Raw genomic sequence first — 23,009 nt, 5'->3', positions numbered from 1 at the left:
TTTTGATTTATGAATAACTACGGGTGTTTTGCCTTTTAATTAAAGAATAGCTTTGTAACATCTGACATTCTGATTTTATTCCCACTTCATCACCCCAGTGTATTTCTGCTTGTTCCATTTGTGCTTGTTTTACTATTGCAGGATATTTTTCATCTAGCCATACTTGAACTGGTTTTGGCTGTTGTTCATAAGCTAATTTCTTTGGTTTTTGTGCAGTATATCCCCATCTTCTTAAATATTCTCCAATCGTGCTTAATGGTAAAAAGAAACCACAGTATTTTTTAATTAGGGCATTAATAGATTTTCTTGACCATAGTGCAGATTTAATATTGTGATCTTCTGGTCTAGAGTTCTTTATATAATCTTGTATTTTTTTACACAGCATTTCGTTTATTATTCTTTTTTCTCCTGTCTTGCTTCCTCTATACTTCCCAGTTACTGCATATTTATCACCTCTTCTTCTTTTGCTCACCCAGTTATTAATAGTCTGACGTGTTACTCCTATAAGACTTGCTACATCTAATTGTTTTTCTCCTTTATCAATTGCTCTTAATGCAACTTTTCTTAAAGCTGCTTGTGCACTCGTTGATAATGTCCTAAAATCTTCTTTTTTTAGCATAATTTTATTCTAACATTATACTTTAGTATTTGCAATTATTATGTCATGTATTTAATTGATGGGTTAATATCTGCCGTAAGACTTCGTAATTACATATTACACTGAAGCAGTGTTTTTCTAATTGCTTCATCACCTTAGGTATTTTTAAATACGCCGCTAAAGCTAAAAATATTTGTAAAGTTTCAGATGTGGTTTTCCAAATTTTGTCAAGAGATTTAGCTCTAACTGTTTGCATATTATGCAATCTATCAAATAGTTTAATTAATAATAAATCTTTCTTCTATTGCCTATATAAAATTTTAACCATTTCTACAACACTAATCTTATGATTTTTCTTAATCCTAGTCAAACATTCAACATCATTAGCTACCTTATGGCTAAATGCTTCTGCTATCATTTCTTTAGTTAACTCTGTATCTTCAATAGTATCATGTAAAATAGCAGTAACAATAATATTAGTGTTAAATAGAAGGGACTGCACTTAATGTTAGTGAAAAAGTATTGAAAACCAAAATTAATAAGAGTTGCTGTGAAGGGGTAGAATTTGAAGTAGATATTATCAGAAACCTCATACTAGATGCTGAATTAATAGATAAATGGGGAGATTGGCAGGATCGAAATATAGCATTTTCAGGTTCTGAGATAAGTAACAGTTATCGTCACTGGCTTTATCCTGTCTTTTGCAAGAAGAAAAGACGTTTAGGTAAGCGTAAAACAATATACAGCATGCATATGCATAATAATCAGATCATAATGGAAGAAGTGAGAGCAGCTATTGTTGCTAAGTTAAATACTTCCCTTGATCATATTGATACATATATAGGAATTTCTCCTCAAGGAGAAGGAGCATTAACTGAAGGCTGGGATGGTGATATAGTAAAATGGGATAGATATGTTTTTACTTATAAATATCGTGATAAAATCAAGGAATTTAGAGAAAAAGGTGAATACTTCCAAATAGTAAATGAGGTTTCAGAAGCTTTGGTTGAGGAAAATGAATGCCATGAAATAAATCGCATATGTCTTGAAGCTGGTAATAAGTTGTTTTTTAATCAATATAATGTTAATCGTCCATGCTGGAGCGAGCAAATTAAATATCAATGTAGTAGTGAGCCAAAATATGGGTGTGATCATTTAAAGAAGCAAGGTTGTGAACTTGCAAGGAGCAATTGCATTAGGCAAGCTGCTAGTATCTGTTTGCAATGGCACAAAGATTACATATGCTCTAATGAGAAAAAAGAGCTTAGCTCCTCTATAGCAGGATCGAAAATGTTTTGTTTAGGAGGGAATTGTCATACTGCAACTATTGTGCCAAATAATGATATTGCAAGTATTGGGCACCTTGCCATGTTAAATGAAATGAAAAAAGATATGCAGACAAATCCAATTTCAGTATTTAAGGGGCATGCCAACAGTTGCCGCAAAACAAATATTGGCAATTTTCTTAATTGTTGCTCTGGATTCAAAGGTTGGGGTAAGGATTTAGGGCTGAGCCAGTGTAATGCAGAAGAAAAAGCCTTAGCCTTAAAAAGGGCAAAAGGTCAGTGCTACTATGTTGGGACATATTGTGCTAAGAAAGATAAAATATTTAAGACATGTATTACTAAAAAATCTACTTATTGTTGTTTTTATTCAAAACTTGCAAGAGTATTTCAAGAGCAAGGCAAAAAACAATTAGCTATTAGTTTTGGCACAGGGCAGCAGGCTAATTGTCGTGGGTTTACAGTAGAAGAGTTACAAAGAATAGATTTTTCTAAATTTGATTTAGAGGAGCTATTTAGTGATTTACTTGATCATGCTAAAAGTAAAATGCATAAGAGCTTTCCACAGCAACTAAAAAACCAGATGCCTATAATGCAACAGCAAAGGTTTAATAATAATCATACTGATTCAAATTTATCCTATTAAAATGATGAAGTGGCTAGTAAACACAATAACTAAATCATCACTAGCCATTACATCACTAGTAATTATTTTATTGTTACTAATCAATGATTGGTCAAATCATGCATTTGCTGGTACTATGGACTTAAATGCTAATAGTATAAATAAAATGATAGGATTAGATTTAGCCAGCAACAATGAACTAAAAGATAGCACTCAACCAACAGGTTTCCTTTGGTATAATGAAGATTTGTTTCAAACAAGAGAAGTAATAAAGCTAGATTCAGTAGTTACAAAACAGGATTTTACTGAAACACCTTATGATCAAAGAATAAATAAATTAAAGCAGGAATTTTCTAAGGCTCAACGCAGAGCCCTTGATAATCCAACACTTACCAATGTTATTATTGCTCAAAGGTTACATAAACAAATTTTAGAAAAATCACATAAATTTGCTACTATGTGGCAGCTTGCTACCTTACTTGATTATAGTCTTACAAACGAGAATATACCTGCAAATTCATTGCATAAAAAATTATACGAGATAAGACAAGATAAAGACAGCAGCCAAAAACTAAGATTTTTAGCTAAGAATTGGGGATTAATTATGCAAGTAAATCAAGAATGTAATTACTGCCAGGCATTTACCCCTATTGTAAGAGAATTTGCAGATAAATATGGCTTTCAATTAATTTTTGTAAGTAATAGTGAAACTAGATTTCAAGGGATGCCAACCATTAAAGATACTGGTTTGTTACAAACACTAAATCCTGCAAAGCTTGTACCGGTATTATATTTAGTCGATAGCAGCGGCATACAAATATATCCAGTTGCAAGAGGAATTATTAGTGAAGATAAAATTGCTGAAAATATTTTATTGGTAATTCAGCACTATAATAGACTAAAGGTTAATGATTATGATCAGTAACAATAAGTTTAGAAGAGTAATCTACATAAAGCATGTGATGCATATTCTCATGATAATTTTATTGTTACAAACAACAACAGCTTATGCTTGGGATTTACAGGATGTATTTCAAGGCATGAGCGTTAATGTCACTAAACCTGGTGCGTATCAGACTCAAGCAGCTGGCTATTATGCGGCAGGAGGACTATCAATGCGGACAGGTAAAACATCTTTTAATCCTATTTCTATTACTCCGCCATCTTTAAACATGAGCTGTAGCGGTATAGACGCTTATCTTGGTAGTTTTTCGATTATCTCAGGAGACGAGCTAGTACAGCTGATGAAAAATATTGGTACGCAAGCAAAAGCTTATGCATTTTCATTGGGTCTTAAAACATTCGCTCCACAAATAGAAAATGCCTTAAAAGATTTACGAAATCTTGCTATGGAAATGAATCAATTTGCTAAGGGAGATTGTGAAATGACTAAGGCTCTTTTTGCTTCCATTTTGCCTAAAGATTCAGCAATGAGAGAATCAGTTTGCAAAGATTTACAATCCAGCTCTGGTTTGGATTATTTTGCTGCCGGCAAAAAATGTCGTAGTGATTTAGAGCAGAAACAAGCTTTAACGAATGTCCAAAATCAAGATCCAGAATTAATGCTTACTGATTATAATATCTTTACTAAAGCAGCAGAAAAAGCAGGGATTCCTGAAAATATGAGAAGTGCCATTATGTCAATGACAGGAACTATAATAGTTCGAGATAATAATGTATATTTTCTTGCGTCACTTGCTCAAGATGAAAAGAGCTGGATTACTCATTTAAAAGGCGGAGAATCTGCCTCAATTTATACTTGTGATAATATTCATTGTTTAAATCCAGTAATAAGACGCAATATTAGTATTGCTCCAGATCAATCATATCAAGGCAAGGCTAAAACAAAACTAGATGAATTAAAGAGCAAACTTACAAGTAATAACGAGTTTAGTAATGCCGATATTACTTTCCTATCCTCAATAGGGGAGGCATTTCCAATATATGACTATATTACTTTAGAAGCAATATCTGGGGTGACTATTTTAGATAGCTCTTCAGAATTAGTTGCTAGTTATAGTTTACTGCAGCATTTAAAGGAAGTAACCTCAGAGGTAAGAAAAGCAGTTACTATGCTCAAATCAAAGCAAGTAGCAGATCATCATTTAACTGCCTACTTAAAAGCTTTAGATCGAGTGCAACTTTTTGCTCAGGAGAAATGGAGTAATATGCTAACCAGTAGTGATCAGATTGATAGAAGAGCAAGATTAATAGAGCAACATTTGATCGCTAAAGAGAGGGCTTAAAAATTAAAATTAGATGAGCAAGCAGATAAGCAGGTACAAAAATAAGCAAAGAAGATAAAATATAAAAAGAATATGACAGATTACGTAATACATACATTTGGTGGAGGAGATATATTATGGCAAGTTTTTAATGGCATAGGAAGAGTCTTTGCCTCAAATAGTGAGTATTTTACACCGGTAGGTAAATTTGCTTTGACAATTGGTGGAATTTGGGCAGCAACTCGTGCTATTTTTAGAGGTAATATTGGTATTTTTGCTATGGAATGGTTTTTTCCATCCTTATTTATTTTTATCTTTTTATTTGCTCCAAAAGCAAATGTGTGGCTTAAAGATGAAATATCAATGCAGGCTCCTGTGAAAATTGATAATATTCCAATAGGCATCGCTTTATTTGCTTCAGTATCATCTAAAATAAGTTATTTAGTCTCAGAAATGCTGGAAAAACACTTGTTACCTCCTGATGAAGGGTTATCAAGCAGGAAGAATGGGATTATGTTTGGAGCAAAAGCTATTGGTAAAATCAAGGACATTCAAATAGAGGATCCGGTAACTTTGACCAATACAAAAGAATTTTTAAGACAATGTTTTATGAAACCTTATATAATTGGTAATATTTTAGGTAAAAAAGCAGAAGCACAAAGAGCAAGTGACATCATTGCTTTTATCGAGCAAAATATGCCCAATAATTTTGGTATTTATTATAAGGATCCAAGTAATTCTGCTATTTCGTTTAAAACCTGCATGCAGGTCACTCCTTTAATTAAGGCAGCTTTTAATAAAGAATTAAACGAAGGCTTGTTGACTCAATTTGCAAATGGTATAGGTATTAGTTCTGATAGGCAAGAGCTATTAGCAAGTAGATTAAAAGCTATAACATCTGATACTTTAAAATATCTTAAAAAAGAGCAAACAGATATTCACCAGTGGATGAGGCAAGCAATGCTATTAAATAGCTATCGTGAAGCTTATGATGATTTAAGAGAAAAATTCTCACTTTCTAGAATATATCCTCAGTTAGTTAGTATGAATGCGACTCGTGGATTATTTCAGCAATCATTTTCTTACCTGGTTGCAGGAGAAATGGCAGCAAATATAATGCCTATCTTACAATCAGTATTTTTTGCTTTAGTAATTTGTCTTATTTTTGTAGTATTTCCAATGTCGATGTTGCCCGGTGGTTATACTATCTTTAAGACCTGGATAACCTTGATTATCTGGGTAACCAGCTGGCCAGTGTTTTTTACTGTAATTCATTGTTTAGGCATGATTAGCCTAGCTAGTAAATCAGGTACTAGTCAATTTACTGGTTTAAATATCTTATCACAGGGGAGTTTTTCAGAAATTCTGTTGCATGAATTTGCAACATTTCAGATGCTAGCAGCTTCAGTTCCGATGTTATCCTGGGCAGTATTAAAGGCTTGTGCTCATGCAACAACAACATTAGCTAATCAATTTTCTCCAGTACCGGTTGCAAGTAATATTGGTGCTAATATTGCTGATAATAACCTCTCTATGGATAATTATAGCATTGGTAATAGAACAATTGCTCAGCAAAATCTTACCCCAACGCTGCAATTGGCAGGAGGGATTATTGATGATGGAGGAATGAGAGTGACTAGCACAGATAGCGGCAGGCAGGTACTGACTCAAGCAGTGGACTCCTTAGTTAACAATTACCGCTCCTCTAAATTATTGCAAGATAGTTATCAATCTCAGTTTATGAGCTCACAAAGTTATCTTGACTCATTAAATGATAGATATAGTGATTTAACTACTACAGGAAATTCTATAGCAACTGAAATAGGCAAAAGATTAAGCTACGAAGAGGCAAAGTCCATAGGTATTACTGATAACCAGTATCTAGCATTGCAACAGATGAATTCAGATAGCATCGCTGCTACTGATCATACCAGTAGCAATAATAGAAAAGGAACTAGTACTAGTGCTGAAGGGGGTATTGGTGTAAATACTATGGTTGGTCACGCAATGACTAAAGTTGGATCAAGTAATGAGCAAGGAAAAGAACGAGGAAAATCAGTAAATCAACAGCAATCATATAACGAAGCATTATCTAAAATTAAAAGTGCTACTAAAGATGGCAGATTAGGTCACACAAATAGTGATCTGCATTCACTTAGCAATAATTTAAATAGTAATTTCTCTGAACAACAATCCGTAGGGCAAGAAATAACACAAACTAAACAAAATATCGAGCAGTTAAACTATAATATGAATTATATATCACAAAACTCTGCTTCTATTGATCGGAATTTAAACGAACCGGTATTAAATAGCATAATTGCAAAAAATATTCCTGGAGTAAACAGTAAAGAGCAAGCTGCTACCTGGGCCAATACTCACAGGCAGGAAGCAGAACAAATAGCTTTAGATATAGCTAAAATTAATAACACTATACCGCAAAACTTAAGCTCTACAAGTAGCCTCCATATTCCAACTAAAGAAAATATACGATCAAATTTTGATAAAAATATCAAGCAGTTAAATGATCAAGCTGCTATTAGTAGTATTGATAACAGAAAAAATGATATTTATGATACAAGTATAGAACAAATGCTTATTCAAAGTGTAGATAATAATGAATTAGAAAAAGTAAAGCTTCTTGAGCAGTTATCTGATAAAGTAAAAGATAAGAAGATGAAAATTCAAGATGAATTTAATAAAACTCCTGAATCAACGATTGTCAGAACTGGCCAGCAAATAGCATATAATATTGGCATTAGTGATAAGGCAATAAAGAAAAGAAACATAAAATTACTGGATTACAAAAATAAAAATAATTGAGGATAAATTTATGCGAAATATCAAGAAATTGGCTATCATAGCTATTTTGCCATTAATATTTTTTAATAGTGTTTTTGCACAAAACTCTACTAATCCTGTTGATACAAAACAACAAATAGATCAACAAAACCACATTCAGGATCAAAATATCTTAGCAGAAGAATATTTCAATATTGGTAGAGCATTTTATAAATTAGGTAAATATAAGGAAGCAGTAAAAAATTTTAATCTAGCAATTCAATATAAACCTCACTACGCAGATGCTTATAATTATCAAGGAATGATTTTGGCAAAATTAGGTAAATATGAAGAGGCGATAAAGAATTATGATTTAGCTATTAAATATGAGTTTGATTTTGCAGAGGCCTATAATAATAAAGGAGTATCATATAAAAAATTAGGAAAATACCAAGAAGCGATTGCATTATATAACATAGCTATAAAATACAAACCAAATTTTGCAGCAGTATATAACAATAAAGGAGATGTATTAAATAGCTTAGGTAAATATCAAGAAGCAATTAATAATGTTGATCTAGCTCTAAACTACAATCTAAAATATCCAGAAGCATATTACAATAAAGGTATATCTTTAATAAACTTAGGACAGTATCAGGAAGCAATAGAAAACTGTGATCTAGCTGTAAAGTATAAACCTGATTATGCATACGCTTATTATAATAAAGCCACGTCCTTAATGCAGCTAGGAAAGTACCACGAAGCAATTAAAAGTTTTGATTCAGCGATTAAATATAAACTTGATGATGAAGCAACATATGGTTTAAAGGGATATGCATTCAGTATATTAGGTAATCATCAAGAAGCAATTAAAAATTATGATTTAGCAATTAATTACAAGCCAAGCGATGTAGCAGCATATTGTAACAAAGGCACATCTTTAAGAAAATTAGGTAAATACCAAGAAGCCATTCACAGCTACGACTTAGCTATTAAGCGTAAATCTGATTATGCTGAAAGTTACTTAGAAAAAGGCATTACATTAATTAGCATGGGAAAACATAAAGAAGCTAAAGAAAACTTTAACTTGGCTCTTAAATATAAACCTAATCTTATAGAGGAATATGAAAGAGCAATTAAAGGTCTAAGGAAATTAGGTAATGATCTGATGGCTAATGAGTTTGAAGAAAAATTAAAGATATTGAAAAATAATTTATAATTGGATGCAACAAAATCAAAATAATTTTACTCGTGGTTCACAAATTTTTGCTCATCAGCTACGAATGTTTAGTCAAGGAAGTATCAATGCTTTAACTATTGGATTAATATTTACTGTAGTTTGGCTAATGTGGCGTATATATCAGAAATTATCCTTAGTAAGCTTATATTATTTTATTATAGAGAGATATGCGGGGTTAAAACTTGCTATAGGAGAACATTTTTATCCTACAAATCAAATAGGTATTAAATTCTATTATTTAGAACAAAAAGCTTGGGTTTACCGTAATGCTGAAGAATTTGTTCATAAATTCTGGCATATTACACCGCATTCGCATAATATCAATCAATTTGGGCAATTTTTATTGCATTCAGCTTGGCAAGAAGGTATTATTACTTTTACTGCTTTCATGTTTACTGCTATCATCTTTTTTATGTATCGAGGTAAAAAAGCTGTTATCCAAGATAAGATCAGGGGAGCAGATTTTGTCGAAGCAGGTATTTTAGCAAAAATGCTTCATAAAAACAAGCAAGCTGCTAATATTTGTTTTTCTGGATTACCATTGGTGAAAAATAGTGAGAGAAGACATATTCTTATTACTGGTACTACAGGTAGTGGTAAAACTAACATGTTAAATGAGCTATTACCTCAGATTAGAAAAGAACGAGGTAGAGCAATTATTGTTGATTTAACAGGTAGCTTTACTGATAGGTTTTTTGATCCCAAATGTGATAAGTTACTTAATCCTTTACAAGATGGTACTGAGCATTGGCTACCATGGAATGATTGTCATGAAATTTGGGATTATAGTGATATGGCAAGTAACTTTAGTAATTATAATCCAAAATTAGATGATTTTTTTGCTAAAAGTGCTGAGTTAGTATTGGCTGAAGGATTAAAATTATATCAGGATAGTAAAGACATCAAAAAGCTAATAAATACTATTCTTTATGCAAATAATAAAGAATTTGTTAGGATCTTTAAAAATAGTGCAGTGTCTGGTATAATTAGCAGTAGTGCACCTGAGACTTCTTCAGGTATTCAAGCAACTGTTAGTAAAAACATTGAAGCTCTGCAACATTTAAAGCCTGATGGTAGTTTTAGTATTAGAAAGTGGTTTACTGCGGACAAAGGTTGGTTATTTATCACCGCAACTCCTAATCAAAGAGTAATGCTTAGACCACTTATTGCTGCATGGATTAGCATAGCGATAAAAGCATTAATGAATAGGAACATCAATAATACTCATAGTAATATGTGGTTTGTGATTGATGAGCTGCCAGCTTTACACAAGATATCTTCTTTAGGGATAGCTTTAGCTGAAAGCAGAAAATATGGTGGCTGCGTTGTTGCAGGCATGCAGAATATTCATCAATTAGAGGAGATATATGGCCATGCAGGAAGTAGTTCAATGCTTGATCTATTTGGTAGCAAATTTATTTTTCGGGTAAGTGATCAACAAACAGCACATAAATCAGCTTTAATGCTTGGTGAGCAAGAAATTATTGAAACTCAAGAGAATCTCTCTTATGGTGCTAACTCCATGCGTGATGGAGTAAATATGCATAGCTTAGAGAAAAGAAAATTATTAGTAATGCCTTCTGAAATCATGAATCTACCAGATCTCACCTGTTATGTAAAACTTGTGGGTAATTTCCCTATTACTAAATTACAAATGAATCTACAAACTTGATTTAAATCCAACAAATATAAAAACCATTTTTATGGCATTTTTAAATAGATTTCAATTGTTTGATAGGGGGGGGGAATACCTTATAAAGAAAAGTCCTATTATAACACCTCTTTAAATCGCTAATTTAATATTATAAATTTTAGAGGTAAGCTATGTATAAAAAACTTTTTTGTTATTTCAGAATTTTTATAAATGATTTTTCAAACAGCAGAGTAAATTTTACAAGAAATATGTTTACTCTAAAGAACTAATAAAAGCTTCATCAAGACCGGTTACACTAGAAATTAAAGAAACATTACAACCTTGAGTTAACATTTTTTTTGCTATCTCTACTGCTTTATTATATTCCCCTTCAGCTTTTCCAATCTGGATACCTTTAGCTTCTCCAACTTGTAAACCTTCAAGAATACCTAATTCTTTTCCTTCTTGTTGCCAATGTTCTGCTAAACTTCTCATAAGCCTTGTTCCTATTTCCGGATTCAACTTTGTTGATAACAAATTCTCTAATTTTATTTTATCAGCTTGCTCTATCTTTGTCAAAGTATAATATAATATCATTTCTAGATAATCATATCCTATCGTTATTTTAGTTAATTCCGGCAGTATATCTGATATTTCTTGCCATCTCTTTAATAATTCCCTCTCATGTATATGCTTGAGAAAAAATTCTAATACCCCTGACCATATCCTTTGTTTAAACTCTTCATCTGGTATTTCATGGACATTCACTAATTGGTAATCATTAATCCATAATTCTCTTGCTAATTTATTATTGGCAAATAAATCCCACAAATTCCTTGCAACATTATATTTCTCCTGACCATTGTAAAATATCATTGGGTATATTAATGGTAAAGTCTTAGCTTTAGGATTTTGTATTAAATATCGCTCACAAATATTAATCATATATTTAAATAGCCTAAAAGCCATAAAATGATCTGCTTTTGATTGATGCTCGACAAGTAAAAATAAGTATCCATCTTGTTTATCAAATTTGCATGAGAATAAAACATCAGAGATAGAATCTTTTAAAGAGCTTTCTACAAAAGTGGTATTTTCCATTGCTAAACTAGGAAAATCTATTAAACTTTTAATATTTGGGGGCAAATGTGCATTAAAGAACTCATGGGCAACTAGAGGATTCTCAAGTGCCTTACGAAATATCTTATCATGCTTAGCTTTCTTCTTATCCTTCTCTGGATCACCAAGCAGGTTTCCTTGTTCACTCATATATTTACATTTTTTAACTTGATAAAATATTATTACATTACATCCTAAACTCTTATTCCTTGATTTAGCTTGATCTCAGAGCAGTTCTTTACCGCACTTCTTATTTCTTTAGCTATTTCTGAGCTTGAACTTACATACTGCATTACTTGTTTATCTTTTCCTATGGCATTTAAGTAATCTTCAGGGACTAGATGGCTTTTGCCTTGAAAATCATATACTACTATATCAGAAAATCTTTTATCACCAAGATTATAATTAGGATCAAATTTATTCTTCATAATTTGTAAATCCTTCTGTATCTTCTGCTCTATTACTGTTTTGCAAATTTTGCTACTATAGAGCATACAAGAATCTATACCTTTTTCTCTGTAGATTTGTAAGGCAGTATCGATATTTTCTGCTGTGCCAAACTGTGCTAAAGCTTTTATTTGCTGTTGCTGCAAATTATTGAGTCCATTATTATCGTTATTTACCATTTTTGAAAATAGTAATTCTATAGACTGAAATTGTGATTTTCTATCATCACTTGTTTTTAATGATGATTTAAGTGCTACTGTTAATTTCTCTATTTCAGGCTCTAGAAGATTTCTTACTGATTCTGCTCCTTGGGATTTTAACATATCATTAAAATCACCTTTTTCCGGTGGTCGTATTATTGTGACTGTCGCTCCTTTGCTAATTAATTCTTCCTGAGCCTTAATTACAGTATTAACTGATACTGCTTCTTTGCCGTCGTTATCGGCAGCAATTATTATTCTTTCTCCTTTGATAGGCTCATAGTTCCTAATGTTACTTACACCTAAACTACAAAGAATTTTGCCTTTAATACCAGCTTCCGCAATGCTTAAAGCTGTCTCTACCCCTTCTGCTATAATCGTTATATTACTAACTGAATTATTGCCATCTTTACTGCTTTGTACATTCCTGCTTTGTACGTTCTGCTGTTCGTTATTTTTATTAATCTCAACAAAAGAACCTCTGATTCTACCAAATGAACGTTTATTAACTTCTATACTCACTTTTGCCCCTGTTTCTTTATTTAAATAAATAGCTTGACCTCCGGTAATATTGCCATCTTTATTTCTTACAAAAGCAATTAATGACGAATAATATTGTTTGCTATTACTGTCCCACATCATATTGGTTCTAAGATCGTTACTTAGTTGGTATCTTGTTAATACTTCTTTAATTCCACGATGTTCTGATAAATATCTTTTTGCTACATTATTGGGCATAGAATATTTTATAGCATCTGATTTTTCATATAATCCTATAGCTCTCTTTATCTTAGATATTTCAGCATATTTCGCTTGTTGATCTTGATTCTTAACTTTTTGGTCAAATTGCTCTTTTATCTTATCTTCTAATAACTTGCTATTGTTTGATATACCAACCATATCTTGTAAATATTTCCTAGCTTCTACAAAATCACAATTTTTTTCTCTTTGTACTAAGGTAAATAGATCTCCTCCCTCTCCTTTACTAAAATCATACCATCTGCCGGCTTTACTGCCACCTATCTTCATCGCTATTTTACCATCTTTCTCCCAGCGTAACACTTGACTATTTGATAAATGCTTGTTTGGACTGCCTAGCAAATTTCTACCTATTTCTTCCGCTTTAAATGATAATCGTTGCTTTAATTCTACTGCTTTTTGTTTATTAATAGAATTATAATCTATTTTTTTCTTGGCCATAATATCCTCTTGTAACTTAACACTTATTGTTGTATCTTGTTTATTACAATTCGTAAGGTTATAAGAAGAGCTTTTTCGCTCTTCTTGGGCTTTATGGCTTGTGGCAAGATTTGTGCTGGTGTTTCTTAGGATTTCTGCTACTTTAGCAGGTGGCCTTGAGCTTACTCTTAAGAGGTAATAGTTATCATTACTGTGTAATCTATCCTTAATATCTTCTACTACCCCTTTAAACCAATCACCTACTTTATCTATAATATTAGGACTCTTATTTTCTTGATCTTGAATCGCTACTAATTCTTCTAAAGTTTTAAAATTAATGCTAGATAGCCTATTATCTAATTTGCTAAGTTGCGATATTAAACTGGCCATATTCCTGGTAGCCTTCCTATTATAGTAGAGTTTTACCTCTTCTATGTGCCTCGTCATCGCTACATAAGAATTTCTGCTATTTCCTGCTAGATTATGTAATACATAGACATCTTTAATTGAGGCTCCTTGTGCTTTATATACTGTAGATGCATATCCATGTTTAAAGCTTACATCTTGAGGATTAAATTCTATTTCTTTCCCGCTATCTGTTTTAGCAACAAACTTATCATTACTGACGAGAGTTATCGTTGCAAATTCACCATTTTCTATTTGTAAATCTTTATTAGTGGCCTTAAATAAAATACGATCTCCTGCCATATAATCTTCGTGCTTTTCAGATGAAATATAGTGTCTATATTCTTTACCGGTAAGCAAGCCTTTAGCTTTTAATAACTCCCTGATCCCTTGATTAATACTATCTACTTCAGCATTACGCATGGTAATTATTAAACGCTCATTCAGAGCAAATTTGCTGTTACTCCAATCGTTAATTAATCTTACCATTGATTCTTCTAGCGTATGATCAATCTTTAAACATTTATGCTGTTCTAGTAAATGCAAACCATCAGTAATATCTGATCTTGCAAAGCATGAAGCCATTTCTCTTGCCCACACTTTACTTTGTCTTCTAATGTTACTTAATTCATATGAGCCAAATTTACTAGCCAATACTGCAAACATTCCTCCTCGCTCAACGGAAGTGAGTTGTCTCTCATCTCCAGCCAGTATCAGATTACAATTGTTACTCCTTGCTACTTTCAGTAATTCTAAATAATCACTATTACCTACCATCCCTGCTTCATCTACTACTAGCGTAGTATTTCTTGGTAGATCAGCTTTACCATTATATAATTTAAATAAAAACCCTTTTACTGTATGACATTGCTGGTAGCCTTTACTTTTAAGCTCTGATGCTGCTTTATGAGTAGGAGCGAGTCCTATAATATTTTGCCCATGATTGGTGATAATTTTATAAGCTTCAGCAAGTACTTGTGACTTACCGGTGCCGGCTCTACCTTGCAAGATCCTAATCCCTTGATTATTAATTAAAATATGCTGCAGACTTTCTCTTTGTGCTTCATTAACACTTGTAAGATTATCGATAGCACTTTTAAGCTTAATAACGTTATTAAAATGAATCTGGCTATTTACCTTATCTGCTATTCTAACTATCCTTAATTCTTCATCCCGTATATCTATAGTAGTATAGTATTTAGTATCTGTGCAATCTTCATTATATAGTTTTACCAGCCTATCTGAATTTAATATTTCCCTTATTAGTTTTTGCTTTTTTGCTTCTTCTGGAATCTCTTTTACTGCTTTTTCTATATCCAATTTAGTAAAAATAGCTTGATGACGAATAATACGATTTAATACTCCATCGCTATTCTTAACAATCTCAAGATGGGCTAGCTTACATATTTTATTTTGCTCTGCTATTTCATTGATAATACTTCTCATTCTAGTAGGGCCGACATGCTGCTGTGGCATAAAACTTATTGGGTCTACTTTGATTTCTAAACCTAATTTAGCAAAATATTTATTGATTACTTCTTTAGCTCTCTCATGAATAATTTTATCTTCAGGGATAATGAATGCTTTGCCCTTAACTTTGGCAAATTTAGGATTTAAATCTACTGCCTTAGCTCCTAAAGATTTACCATCCTCTGTAAATCTTCTAGTGGTAACAAGCACATGGGCATGCCAATTCTTCTCTCCATCATGTGGCTGATGAATATCAACCTGAACTCCAAGCCCATTCTTTACCCATCCCATCTCTTCAATGATTTCATGAGTAATGGCTATCCTATCATTTAAATCTAGCTCTTTATCATCAGGCAGTGCTATAACTATATCTTTTAATAATTGACTATTTTTTCTTTTCTCTGTACGCTCTACCTCATTCATCAAGATTCTAGGATCTTTGAATCTTTTATCTACATAATTAGGCAATAATACTGCATGATAAACATTATCGCCTTTTTTGCTAAAATTATAAGTAATATTAGTTCTCTCGTCTTTAATAATCAGCCTGGCATTATAGGCAGCTTTACAGCAGCTATTACCTCCTGAACTCCTACTTACTATCTCTATTCTTGCAAACTGTATCGCCATGGTTCTTCTTATGATTATTACAATCCTGCATTATATTAGCATGAATGTTTTTCATCATCTATTGAATCAGCAACAAATCAGCACGCAATAAACGATAGTTTATATATTGCGTCTCTCCCTGTTTTTACAAACAAGGAGAGAACTCTCCTCTCTGCTACTTCTTTATAGGTTACTTCTTTATAGGTCTTGAATAATGGTAATCATCTTTATTTGTTTTTATTGATTTAGTTTTACTGGTGCGGTTAGGTATGGAGATATTTTGATTTTAAATGGCTTTCTATTTTACCACTATACTGGACTTTGCAAGCTTAAAAATTGTATCCAATATTGATCTGTTCAAGAAAAAATTTGCAGAATTTCTTAGCACTTATTATTATGCAGTTGACTTCCATAATTTATTGATGATTCATGATGATTATAACAATCAAAAATGCAAATTATCTATATGGATAATGTCATAAAACGTAGATTAAAATTAGAACAAAAAAAAGCTAAAATTATTACTGAAGAAGCAAGACTTAAAATTCAAGAACGAAAAGCTCGTACCCGTCGTTTAATTGAAATCGGCTGCTTAGTTGTTAAAGCTAAACTTGATGATTTACCCACTAACAGTTTACTAGGAGCTTTTGTTTCTTTAAAAGAAAAATTAATACAAAATCCTAATATCCAAGATCAGTGGACTAAAATCGGCAAAAATATTTTTGATAATCACGAATTAAGATAATTTAATATTAATATCATATATAAAAATTTTTAATATTTAAATTAAAGAGTAGATAAATTGTATATCATCTGATACCATTATATGGTATTTAAAACAGTTAAGTAATGATAGAATATATTAAACATAATGAAGGAACATTTACTTCATTAACAACAGAACAAAAAAAAGCTGTAGGATTATTATCAATTGGAACATTTTTAGAATATTTTGATTTGATGCTCTATGTTCACATGACAGTTTTACTTAATGAGTTATTTTTTCCTAAAGCAGACCCTCATACTCAAGCTATTTACTCTGCTTTTGCATTTTGTTCCACTTATGTGATGAGACCTGTTGGAGCCATAATTTTTGGCTTAGTTGGTGATATGATTGGTCGTAAAGCAACTGTAATTATTACTACATTCTTAATGTCGTCTTCATGTCTTGCAATGGCTCTTGTCCCAACTTATGCTGAAAAAGGACTCATTGCTACTGTGATAGTTATAACATGTCGTATTATTCAAGGTCTATCTTCTATGGGTGAAATAGTTGGAGCACAACTATACTTACTAGAAATAACAAAACCTCCTATACAATATCCTATTGTTTTAATGACATCAGTATTTGCTAATTTAGGAGGAATGATAGCCTTAGCTGTTGCATCTTTAGTCACCTCATTTGGATTTAATTGGCGTATAGCGTTTTGGCTTGGAACTATAATAGCAGTTGTTGGAGCAGTTGCTAGAACTGCTTTACGAGAAACTCCTGAATTTGCTGATGCAAAACGTCGTGTTAAGAAAAATATTACTTTAATACAAAAAACTACAGATAATCCATTAAAAGATAATCTTATTTACAATGAAAGTGTAAATCTAAAAACAGTCTTCTTTTTATTATTAATATCATGTGGTTGGCCAATATGTTTTTATTTTACTTATATTTATTGTGGTGAAATTTTAAGAAATTCTTTTAATTTTACAGCAGAACAGGTTATTCATCACAATTTCATTGTCGCAATAGTAAATTTTTGTGCTTATTTAATATTAACTTATTTAAGTTATATTATATACCCATTAAAAATTCTTAAGATTAAATTAGTAATATTTTTTATTTTTGCTCTCATTTGTCCTTATTTACTAAATAATATTACTACTTCTGTTCATTTGTTCTTAATTCAATCATTTGTAATGTTATTTTTTCTTAGTGCCAATCCAGCTATGCCAATTTTTCTAAAACATTTTCCAGTTTTTAAACGCTTTAGAACAGCAAGTATAATTTTTGCTTTATCGACTGTTTCCATGAATATTATTATATCTTTTGGTCTTGTATATTTAACAAAATATTTTAGCCATTGGGGAATACAAATAATACTATTTCCAATAATAATAGGATTTACACTTGGATTAAATTATTTCAATAATTTAGAAAAAAATAAAACATCATGTTTATTTTAGAAACAAAAATAGAAGAATTTATTTTAAATAATTCAGATCTAAAAGATGTTCATGCTGCGACCATATTTGCTTTTGATGATAAAAAATTAATAACATCATTTTTTGGTAAAACACGATCTGAATCAGGTAAGTCAGAAGAAAATAATAGCATTTGGATTAGTTTAGGATTTAAAAGTAATAATCATTATCAATGGACTACTCCAGAAAGAATCGTTTCACCGCAATATTTTCGTGATCATCATATTCCTCTTAAACAAGATAATGGGATAATCAGTTGTGGAAATCCAGTAATAACTTTCTTTAATAATCAGTTGCTAATTTTTAGTAAAATTGGACCTTATCCAAGAACATGGAGTGGAATACTATCTCGTTCTTATGATCGAGGATTAACATGGCAAAAACCAGAACTATTACATGGTATTCTAGGACCAGCACGTAATAAGCCACTAATTTATAAAAATAATATTTTATCTCCGTGTTCTCGAGAAAGTTGTATTGATGATTTTTCATATATAGAATATTCATCAGATTTACATACATGGAATTTAAGTAATCCTATATTACCATCCAACCCTAAAATTTTTCAAAAAGGTTACAGAGGTTTTATACAGCCAACTTTAGTTAGTAGTAATTTACCAAATAAAATCATAATGTTAGTAAGACCTAGAAAAACTGATGCCTTAATGTCTACTTACATACACAGATCAATATCCATAAATAAAGGAATATATTGGAGTAATTTAGAACCAGTAAACTTATTAAACCCTGATAGTGCCATTGATGCCATTAATTTAGGTGATGATACATTACTACTTGCATATAATCGAGTAATCAATCATCTCAAATCACGTAATATATTAAGCTTAGCTATATCCTACGATGAAGGATTAAACTGGTACCCTATCGTTATTAAAAATTCTACTTATCCGGAAGGTGATATCGAATATAGTAACATTACATCTGAAGAATATTCATATCCTGCTATTATTATTATGAGTCCTGATAACAATGAAATTCATGTAATATATACATTTAATAGAATTAACCTAAAGCATAAAGTATTTCAATTACTACCAAAATAATCTATTCTATAAATAATCAAGTAGTATGCTAAATTATATTTATAGCTTCAGTGTTGTGTTTAAAATAACTCCAAAATTTTCTAAGATTATTAGTGAACAATGTATTTTCCTTTAATCTATTTTGATGTGTAGCATTTAAACATAATCGATAAAAGTGTTTTTCTAATGATGAAATTCCAAGGTAAGGCATCAAAACAATAAAACTTATTAAAGTTTCAGTTATAATTTTTTTAGCTTTTTCAGGAGATTTAGCACCTATTGTCTGTATATTATGCAGTCTATCAAATAACTTTATCAGAAGTATATCATGTTTCTTCTCTTTGTATAACGTCTCTACCATTTCAGCAGAACTACTCTTTATACCATTCTCCTTAATCCTAGTCAAATCCATTACTTGATTGGCTATCTTCTCTCCAAATTCTTGTAATATTTTCTCCTTGGTAAGTTCTGTATCCTCTATAGTATCGTGCAATATACTAGTTACTAGTATATCTGTTCTAAATAAGTAATCTGATATCATATATGCTACTTCTATCGGATGTGAATAAAATGGTTCTCCTGATTGACGCATCTGACTACCATGATATTTCTTAGCATAGTATATAGCTTTCTTTACCTCCAATACACTCACTGGTGGTACTTTTACTACACTATTTAAATATATTACTTTATCTAATAACTTCTTAGCATAAATACATATCTCAAAATTTGTTTGATAACCTTCTATCTTTTTCATTAATGCTTATTAATTATTTTCAATACTTTTTACCTAAATTTTCCAAGTAATCCTATATCTTTTGATTATATAATTATATGTTATATATAACAGCTGTGATTTCTCCACCAGCATATGATCCAACAAAAAAGTCAGTTTTTCATACCTACCACTATGCTCGTTCAGCAACATTGTTATCAATCTCTATTTTACCATTATCTAAAAACCTCATTACAGAGTTGCCTCATTATTTAGAGAACATAAGCAATAGCTCTATTCTTGGCATTTTTTTTAAGTAGTATATGATACAATATCTCCTGTTAACTCTGTTGGTTTTATAAAAAAGTTATCTTGTTGAACCGTAAAAACAAATTCATTATTAACAAAACAGTTATTTTATTGTTGTTTATCTTGTATACCAACATCATAATTACTGAGTCTTGTTAAACCATCTATTGGTATAACAGCATCAAAGGATTTTATTATATTAGATCTCTTGCGAAACTAGAGTTTAAAGAATAAAAGTTAGTTGTAACTTCATATACTTTGATCTTACATTTATAACTATGTCTATAAATCACACATTTTCCCCACTATATTCCACAATTTAACTGATACGTAAATCACCGCACAAATTGATTATACTGTCTGTCTGATCATCTGGTAACATTGTTGCTAAATTAATGTCTGCACCGCCTAATATGAAAGATTTTAAAATATTACAATTGTTAAACTCCATAATAATGTTTAATACTGTTTCACCACTATTATTTTTAGTACTGACATCAGCACCATTGTGAATTAGCAAAGATACTAAATCTAAGTTACCAGACTCAACAGCATAGTGTAATGCTGTTAGACCATTATCGGTTTTAGCATTAACATCAGCACCATAGGCAATTAGTAAGTATACTAAATCTGGGCTACCATAATCAACTGCAGAACATAATATTGTTTCACCACTATTAGTTTTAGCATTAACATCGGCACCATAGGAAATTAGCAATTGTACTAAATATAAGTTACCATCATAAACTGCATAGTGTAATGCTGTTAGACCATTATCAGTTTTAGCATTAACATCAGCACCATAGGCAATTAGTAAGTATACTAAATCTGAGCTACCAAAACTAACAGCAAAGTGTAATACTGTTTCACCATTATCGGTTTTAGCATGAATATTAGCTTGATTTTCAATCAACCACTTTACTGAGTATAAGTTACCAGACTTAACAGCATAGTGCAATGGTGTTTCGATACGATCAGTTTTAGCATTAACATCAGCACCATTTTTAGCTAATAATTTCGCTAAATCTAAGTTACCATTCTTAGCAGCACAGTGTAATGATATTACACCATGACAATTTGTAGCATTAGGATTAGCACCATGTGTGATTAATAATGGCACTGATTCTACACAGCCAAGTTGAAGTCCAAGATGTAATAACTGGTCCTTATTACTATCTGATATATCATTTATTCTCTTATTCAGCTCTGATGGATCTACTAATAAGGTTATTATAGGAAGCATTTGAGTAATGTTTGTGTTTATAGTAGTTGATAAAAATTCCTTTTGACCATATTGTTCCAAAACAACTTTATCGTTTATGGTAGCCAATAATGTATTGTATGTTGTGTTAATTATATCTGTTTTTGGTGAGGGTGGCTTAAATATTGATCTGATATTGGAATCTTCATATCTCTTTGTATAAGTTATAGTTGCCGGAAAAGCACATTCAGCTAATATTGATTTGTAAGTGATGTTAATAAAAACACTATTATGTTCGAATAATAGATTACTTGCCGGAATCTGTACTACTGCTAAAGGTACTAATTTATATTCTAAAATATTACGCAAATTGAGATTTATATTTAGAGAAAAGTTGTAAGGTATAGTATTAGTGTCTTTTATCAAAAGTGATAAATTATTATTATAATACGTTATATATTCTGGGGTGGTGGTATGAGACAATGTGCATGTTGTAGTGTTATTGATAACAAAATGAGTACTATGTTGAGTGTGGGTAAATGAAGCAAAAGTATTATAAGTACTCACGTTATTGATTATTTTACTGGTAATAGTTACGATGCTTATATCAACATTGAGTATCCTATTACTATAACTTAATGTAATATTACATAATATTACACTGACATTATTATTAGTACGAGATATATAATACTTATTTACTTTATAAGTGTGATGTGCACTACCGTATTGTGTTTGCCTATGCATAGTGGTAGAGCGTATTTGAAGTTCAATATTACCTTTATTACTACCACCTGATATGACTAAATGTATTGATTGATATCCATTATTCTTGGGATATCTAATATAATCAACAAACTGTGATGTTATGGTATTATAATGTAGATGAATTAATTTAGAAAAATCGTAACATGCTTTTTTATTTGGTACAATTGCTCTAAAAGCCAAAATATCATTAAGTGCTGTAATATGGATATCTTTAACAAGTGTTTTTATCCATATAGAATATGGGGACTTAATTCTGTAGCTTAGGCTTGCTTTTATATTTAGTTTTCTAAATATATTTCTGAATTGCTGTTCTATATTGTGAATTATATTATCTATGTCAGGATATAGCCAATTCATATAATGAAGAATTCTATTACGTTCTTCAGGATATTGAATCTTAAAACATAAATCTTGTAAAAGATAAGCAAGGTCATTGTGTGCTGTATATGATAAAAGATAAGGGATATAATAATTAGTGATGATCTCTGATATATGCTGAGCATCGGTATTATTATACTCAAGGTTAAAGATACTCACCTTATGTAATAATGGAACAAGCGAAGTTAATATTGCCGTTTCCTGTAGTTTGGGATTAATAGTTAGTAACAGCTCATGAAAATGAATATATTGCTCAGCATATGGTTTATAGTGAATAGTAGATAATTTATTAATAACATCAACTAGATATATAATATTATTATTAAAATGATTATAATCTTCTAGATTAAGATGTTGTATATTTTTATGTAATAGTACTGCTGTGAATGAGGAAGAATCTAGTTGTAATGCTTTTGTAATGGTATGTATTTGGTCAGGATAGGTTGTTGTTTTATCAGAGCAGTATTGATGGTATAACTCTAAAGCTTGATTAATGCATGAATTATTGGTGATATTTTGATATAACATTATTTAACTTAAGCATCTGTGAAAGTGTTGCAAGATAAAAAATTTTTAACCACACTA

General features: G+C 31.1%; 15 protein-coding genes and 1 pseudogene. 9 read left to right on the top strand and 7 right to left on the bottom strand.

The window, feature by feature from the left end; genetic code table 11:
• Positions 1-7 precede the first annotated feature (7 nt).
• Together A3305_RS00205 and A3305_RS00200 are read right to left on the bottom strand one after the other, a co-directional pair.
• Positions 8-619 carry a helix-turn-helix domain-containing protein gene (locus A3305_RS00205; protein ID WP_014392538.1) on the bottom strand — a complete coding sequence of 204 codons (612 nt, stop codon included), beginning with the start codon at positions 617-619 and terminating at the stop codon, positions 8-10.
• Between the two features lie 43 nt (positions 620-662).
• A pseudogene (locus tag A3305_RS00200) lies at positions 663-1,100 on the bottom strand (HD domain-containing protein); the annotation flags it as partial.
• A gap of 20 nt (positions 1,101-1,120) precedes the next feature.
• On the opposite strand from A3305_RS00200, the gene traN reads away from it, so the two are divergent.
• From traN to A3305_RS00170, 6 genes are all read left to right on the top strand, one after another.
• A complete protein-coding gene (traN, locus tag A3305_RS00195) occupies positions 1,121-2,527 on the top strand; it encodes a conjugal transfer protein TraN (protein ID WP_014392536.1) in 1,407 nt (468 codons plus the stop codon).
• 1 nt (position 2,528) lies between these two features.
• Entirely contained in the window at positions 2,529-3,431 is a 903-nt protein-coding gene (locus A3305_RS00190) for a conjugal transfer protein TraF (protein ID WP_008579979.1), read from the top strand.
• Entirely contained in the window at positions 3,421-4,752 is a 1,332-nt protein-coding gene (locus A3305_RS00185) for a conjugal transfer protein TraH (protein WP_041860625.1), read from the top strand. The genes A3305_RS00190 and A3305_RS00185 overlap by 11 nt, the downstream gene beginning before the upstream one ends.
• 72 nt (positions 4,753-4,824) lie before the next feature.
• Positions 4,825-7,554 carry a conjugal transfer protein TraG N-terminal domain-containing protein gene (locus A3305_RS00180; RefSeq protein ID WP_014392534.1) on the top strand — a complete coding sequence of 910 codons (2,730 nt, stop codon included), beginning with the start codon at positions 4,825-4,827 and terminating at the stop codon, positions 7,552-7,554.
• Between the two features lie 10 nt (positions 7,555-7,564).
• Entirely contained in the window at positions 7,565-8,731 is a 1,167-nt protein-coding gene (locus A3305_RS00175) for a tetratricopeptide repeat protein (protein WP_014392533.1), read from the top strand.
• 4 nt (positions 8,732-8,735) lie between these two features.
• Positions 8,736-10,424: a type IV secretion system DNA-binding domain-containing protein gene (locus A3305_RS00170; protein ID WP_014392532.1), complete on the top strand. Its 1,689-nt coding sequence runs from the start codon at positions 8,736-8,738 to the stop codon at positions 10,422-10,424.
• Between the two features lie 234 nt (positions 10,425-10,658).
• Here A3305_RS00170 and A3305_RS00165 read toward each other — a convergent pair whose 3' ends face one another.
• Together A3305_RS00165 and A3305_RS00160 are read right to left on the bottom strand one after the other, a co-directional pair.
• A complete protein-coding gene (locus tag A3305_RS00165) occupies positions 10,659-11,654 on the bottom strand; it encodes an Rpn family recombination-promoting nuclease/putative transposase (protein ID WP_014392531.1) in 996 nt (331 codons plus the stop codon).
• A 44-nt stretch (positions 11,655-11,698) separates the two neighbouring features.
• On the bottom strand, positions 11,699-15,835 hold the full coding sequence (locus tag A3305_RS00160) for an AAA family ATPase (protein ID WP_014392530.1): 4,137 nt from the start codon (positions 15,833-15,835) through the stop codon (positions 11,699-11,701).
• Between the two features lie 430 nt (positions 15,836-16,265).
• On the opposite strand from A3305_RS00160, the gene A3305_RS00155 reads away from it, so the two are divergent.
• The 3 genes from A3305_RS00155 (at position 16,266) to A3305_RS00145 (ending at position 19,074) form a co-directional block, all read left to right on the top strand.
• Positions 16,266-16,559 (top strand): conjugal transfer protein TraD, encoded by a 294-nt coding sequence (locus A3305_RS00155; RefSeq protein WP_041860523.1) that lies wholly within the window; start codon positions 16,266-16,268, stop codon positions 16,557-16,559.
• A 104-nt stretch (positions 16,560-16,663) separates the two neighbouring features.
• On the top strand, positions 16,664-17,992 hold the full coding sequence (locus A3305_RS00150) for an MFS transporter (RefSeq protein ID WP_014392527.1): 1,329 nt from the start codon (positions 16,664-16,666) through the stop codon (positions 17,990-17,992).
• The gene (locus tag A3305_RS00145) at positions 17,980-19,074 is read left to right on the top strand and encodes an exo-alpha-sialidase (protein ID WP_014392526.1); all 1,095 of its coding nucleotides are present in this window, start codon (positions 17,980-17,982) and stop codon (positions 19,072-19,074) included. The genes A3305_RS00150 and A3305_RS00145 overlap by 13 nt, the downstream gene beginning before the upstream one ends.
• Positions 19,075-19,102: 28 nt before the next feature.
• Here A3305_RS00145 and A3305_RS00140 read toward each other — a convergent pair whose 3' ends face one another.
• The 3 genes from A3305_RS00140 to A3305_RS00135 all read right to left on the bottom strand — a co-directional run bounded on the left by A3305_RS00140 (position 19,103) and on the right by A3305_RS00135 (position 22,952).
• Positions 19,103-19,810, bottom strand: a complete 708-nt coding sequence (locus A3305_RS00140; RefSeq protein WP_014392525.1) for an HD domain-containing protein — start codon at positions 19,808-19,810, stop codon at positions 19,103-19,105.
• Between the two features lie 151 nt (positions 19,811-19,961).
• Positions 19,962-20,021 carry a hypothetical protein gene (locus A3305_RS11725; protein WP_134820363.1) on the bottom strand — a complete coding sequence of 20 codons (60 nt, stop codon included), beginning with the start codon at positions 20,019-20,021 and terminating at the stop codon, positions 19,962-19,964.
• A 375-nt stretch (positions 20,022-20,396) separates the two neighbouring features.
• Positions 20,397-22,952: an ankyrin repeat domain-containing protein gene (locus tag A3305_RS00135; protein WP_014392524.1), complete on the bottom strand. Its 2,556-nt coding sequence runs from the start codon at positions 22,950-22,952 to the stop codon at positions 20,397-20,399.
• Between the last annotated feature and the right edge of the window lie 57 nt (positions 22,953-23,009).

The sequence above is a fragment of the Rickettsia amblyommatis genome (assembly GCF_002078335.1).
GTDB lineage: Bacteria > Pseudomonadota > Alphaproteobacteria > Rickettsiales > Rickettsiaceae > Rickettsia > Rickettsia rickettsii.
This window is presented reverse-complemented; position numbering and strand designations above follow the sequence as displayed.

Coding starts and splice junctions, on each gene's coding strand:
- A3305_RS00205 (WP_014392538.1), bottom strand. CDS start 619: ATGCTAAAAAAAGAAGATTTTAGGACATTATCAACGAGTGCACAAGCA.
- A3305_RS00165 (WP_014392531.1), bottom strand. CDS start 11,654: ATGAGTGAACAAGGAAACCTGCTTGGTGATCCAGAGAAGGATAAGAAG.
- A3305_RS00170 (WP_014392532.1), top strand. CDS start 8,736: ATGCAACAAAATCAAAATAATTTTACTCGTGGTTCACAAATTTTTGCT.
- A3305_RS00160 (WP_014392530.1), bottom strand. CDS start 15,835: ATGGCGATACAGTTTGCAAGAATAGAGATAGTAAGTAGGAGTTCAGGA.
- A3305_RS00135 (WP_014392524.1), bottom strand. CDS start 22,952: ATGTTATATCAAAATATCACCAATAATTCATGCATTAATCAAGCTTTA.
- A3305_RS00145 (WP_014392526.1), top strand. CDS start 17,980: ATGTTTATTTTAGAAACAAAAATAGAAGAATTTATTTTAAATAATTCA.
- A3305_RS00175 (WP_014392533.1), top strand. CDS start 7,565: ATGCGAAATATCAAGAAATTGGCTATCATAGCTATTTTGCCATTAATA.
- A3305_RS00140 (WP_014392525.1), bottom strand. CDS start 19,810: ATGAAAAAGATAGAAGGTTATCAAACAAATTTTGAGATATGTATTTAT.
- A3305_RS00190 (WP_008579979.1), top strand. CDS start 2,529: ATGATGAAGTGGCTAGTAAACACAATAACTAAATCATCACTAGCCATT.
- A3305_RS00155 (WP_041860523.1), top strand. CDS start 16,266: ATGCAAATTATCTATATGGATAATGTCATAAAACGTAGATTAAAATTA.
- A3305_RS00150 (WP_014392527.1), top strand. CDS start 16,664: ATGATAGAATATATTAAACATAATGAAGGAACATTTACTTCATTAACA.
- A3305_RS00180 (WP_014392534.1), top strand. CDS start 4,825: ATGACAGATTACGTAATACATACATTTGGTGGAGGAGATATATTATGG.
- A3305_RS00185 (WP_041860625.1), top strand. CDS start 3,421: ATGATCAGTAACAATAAGTTTAGAAGAGTAATCTACATAAAGCATGTG.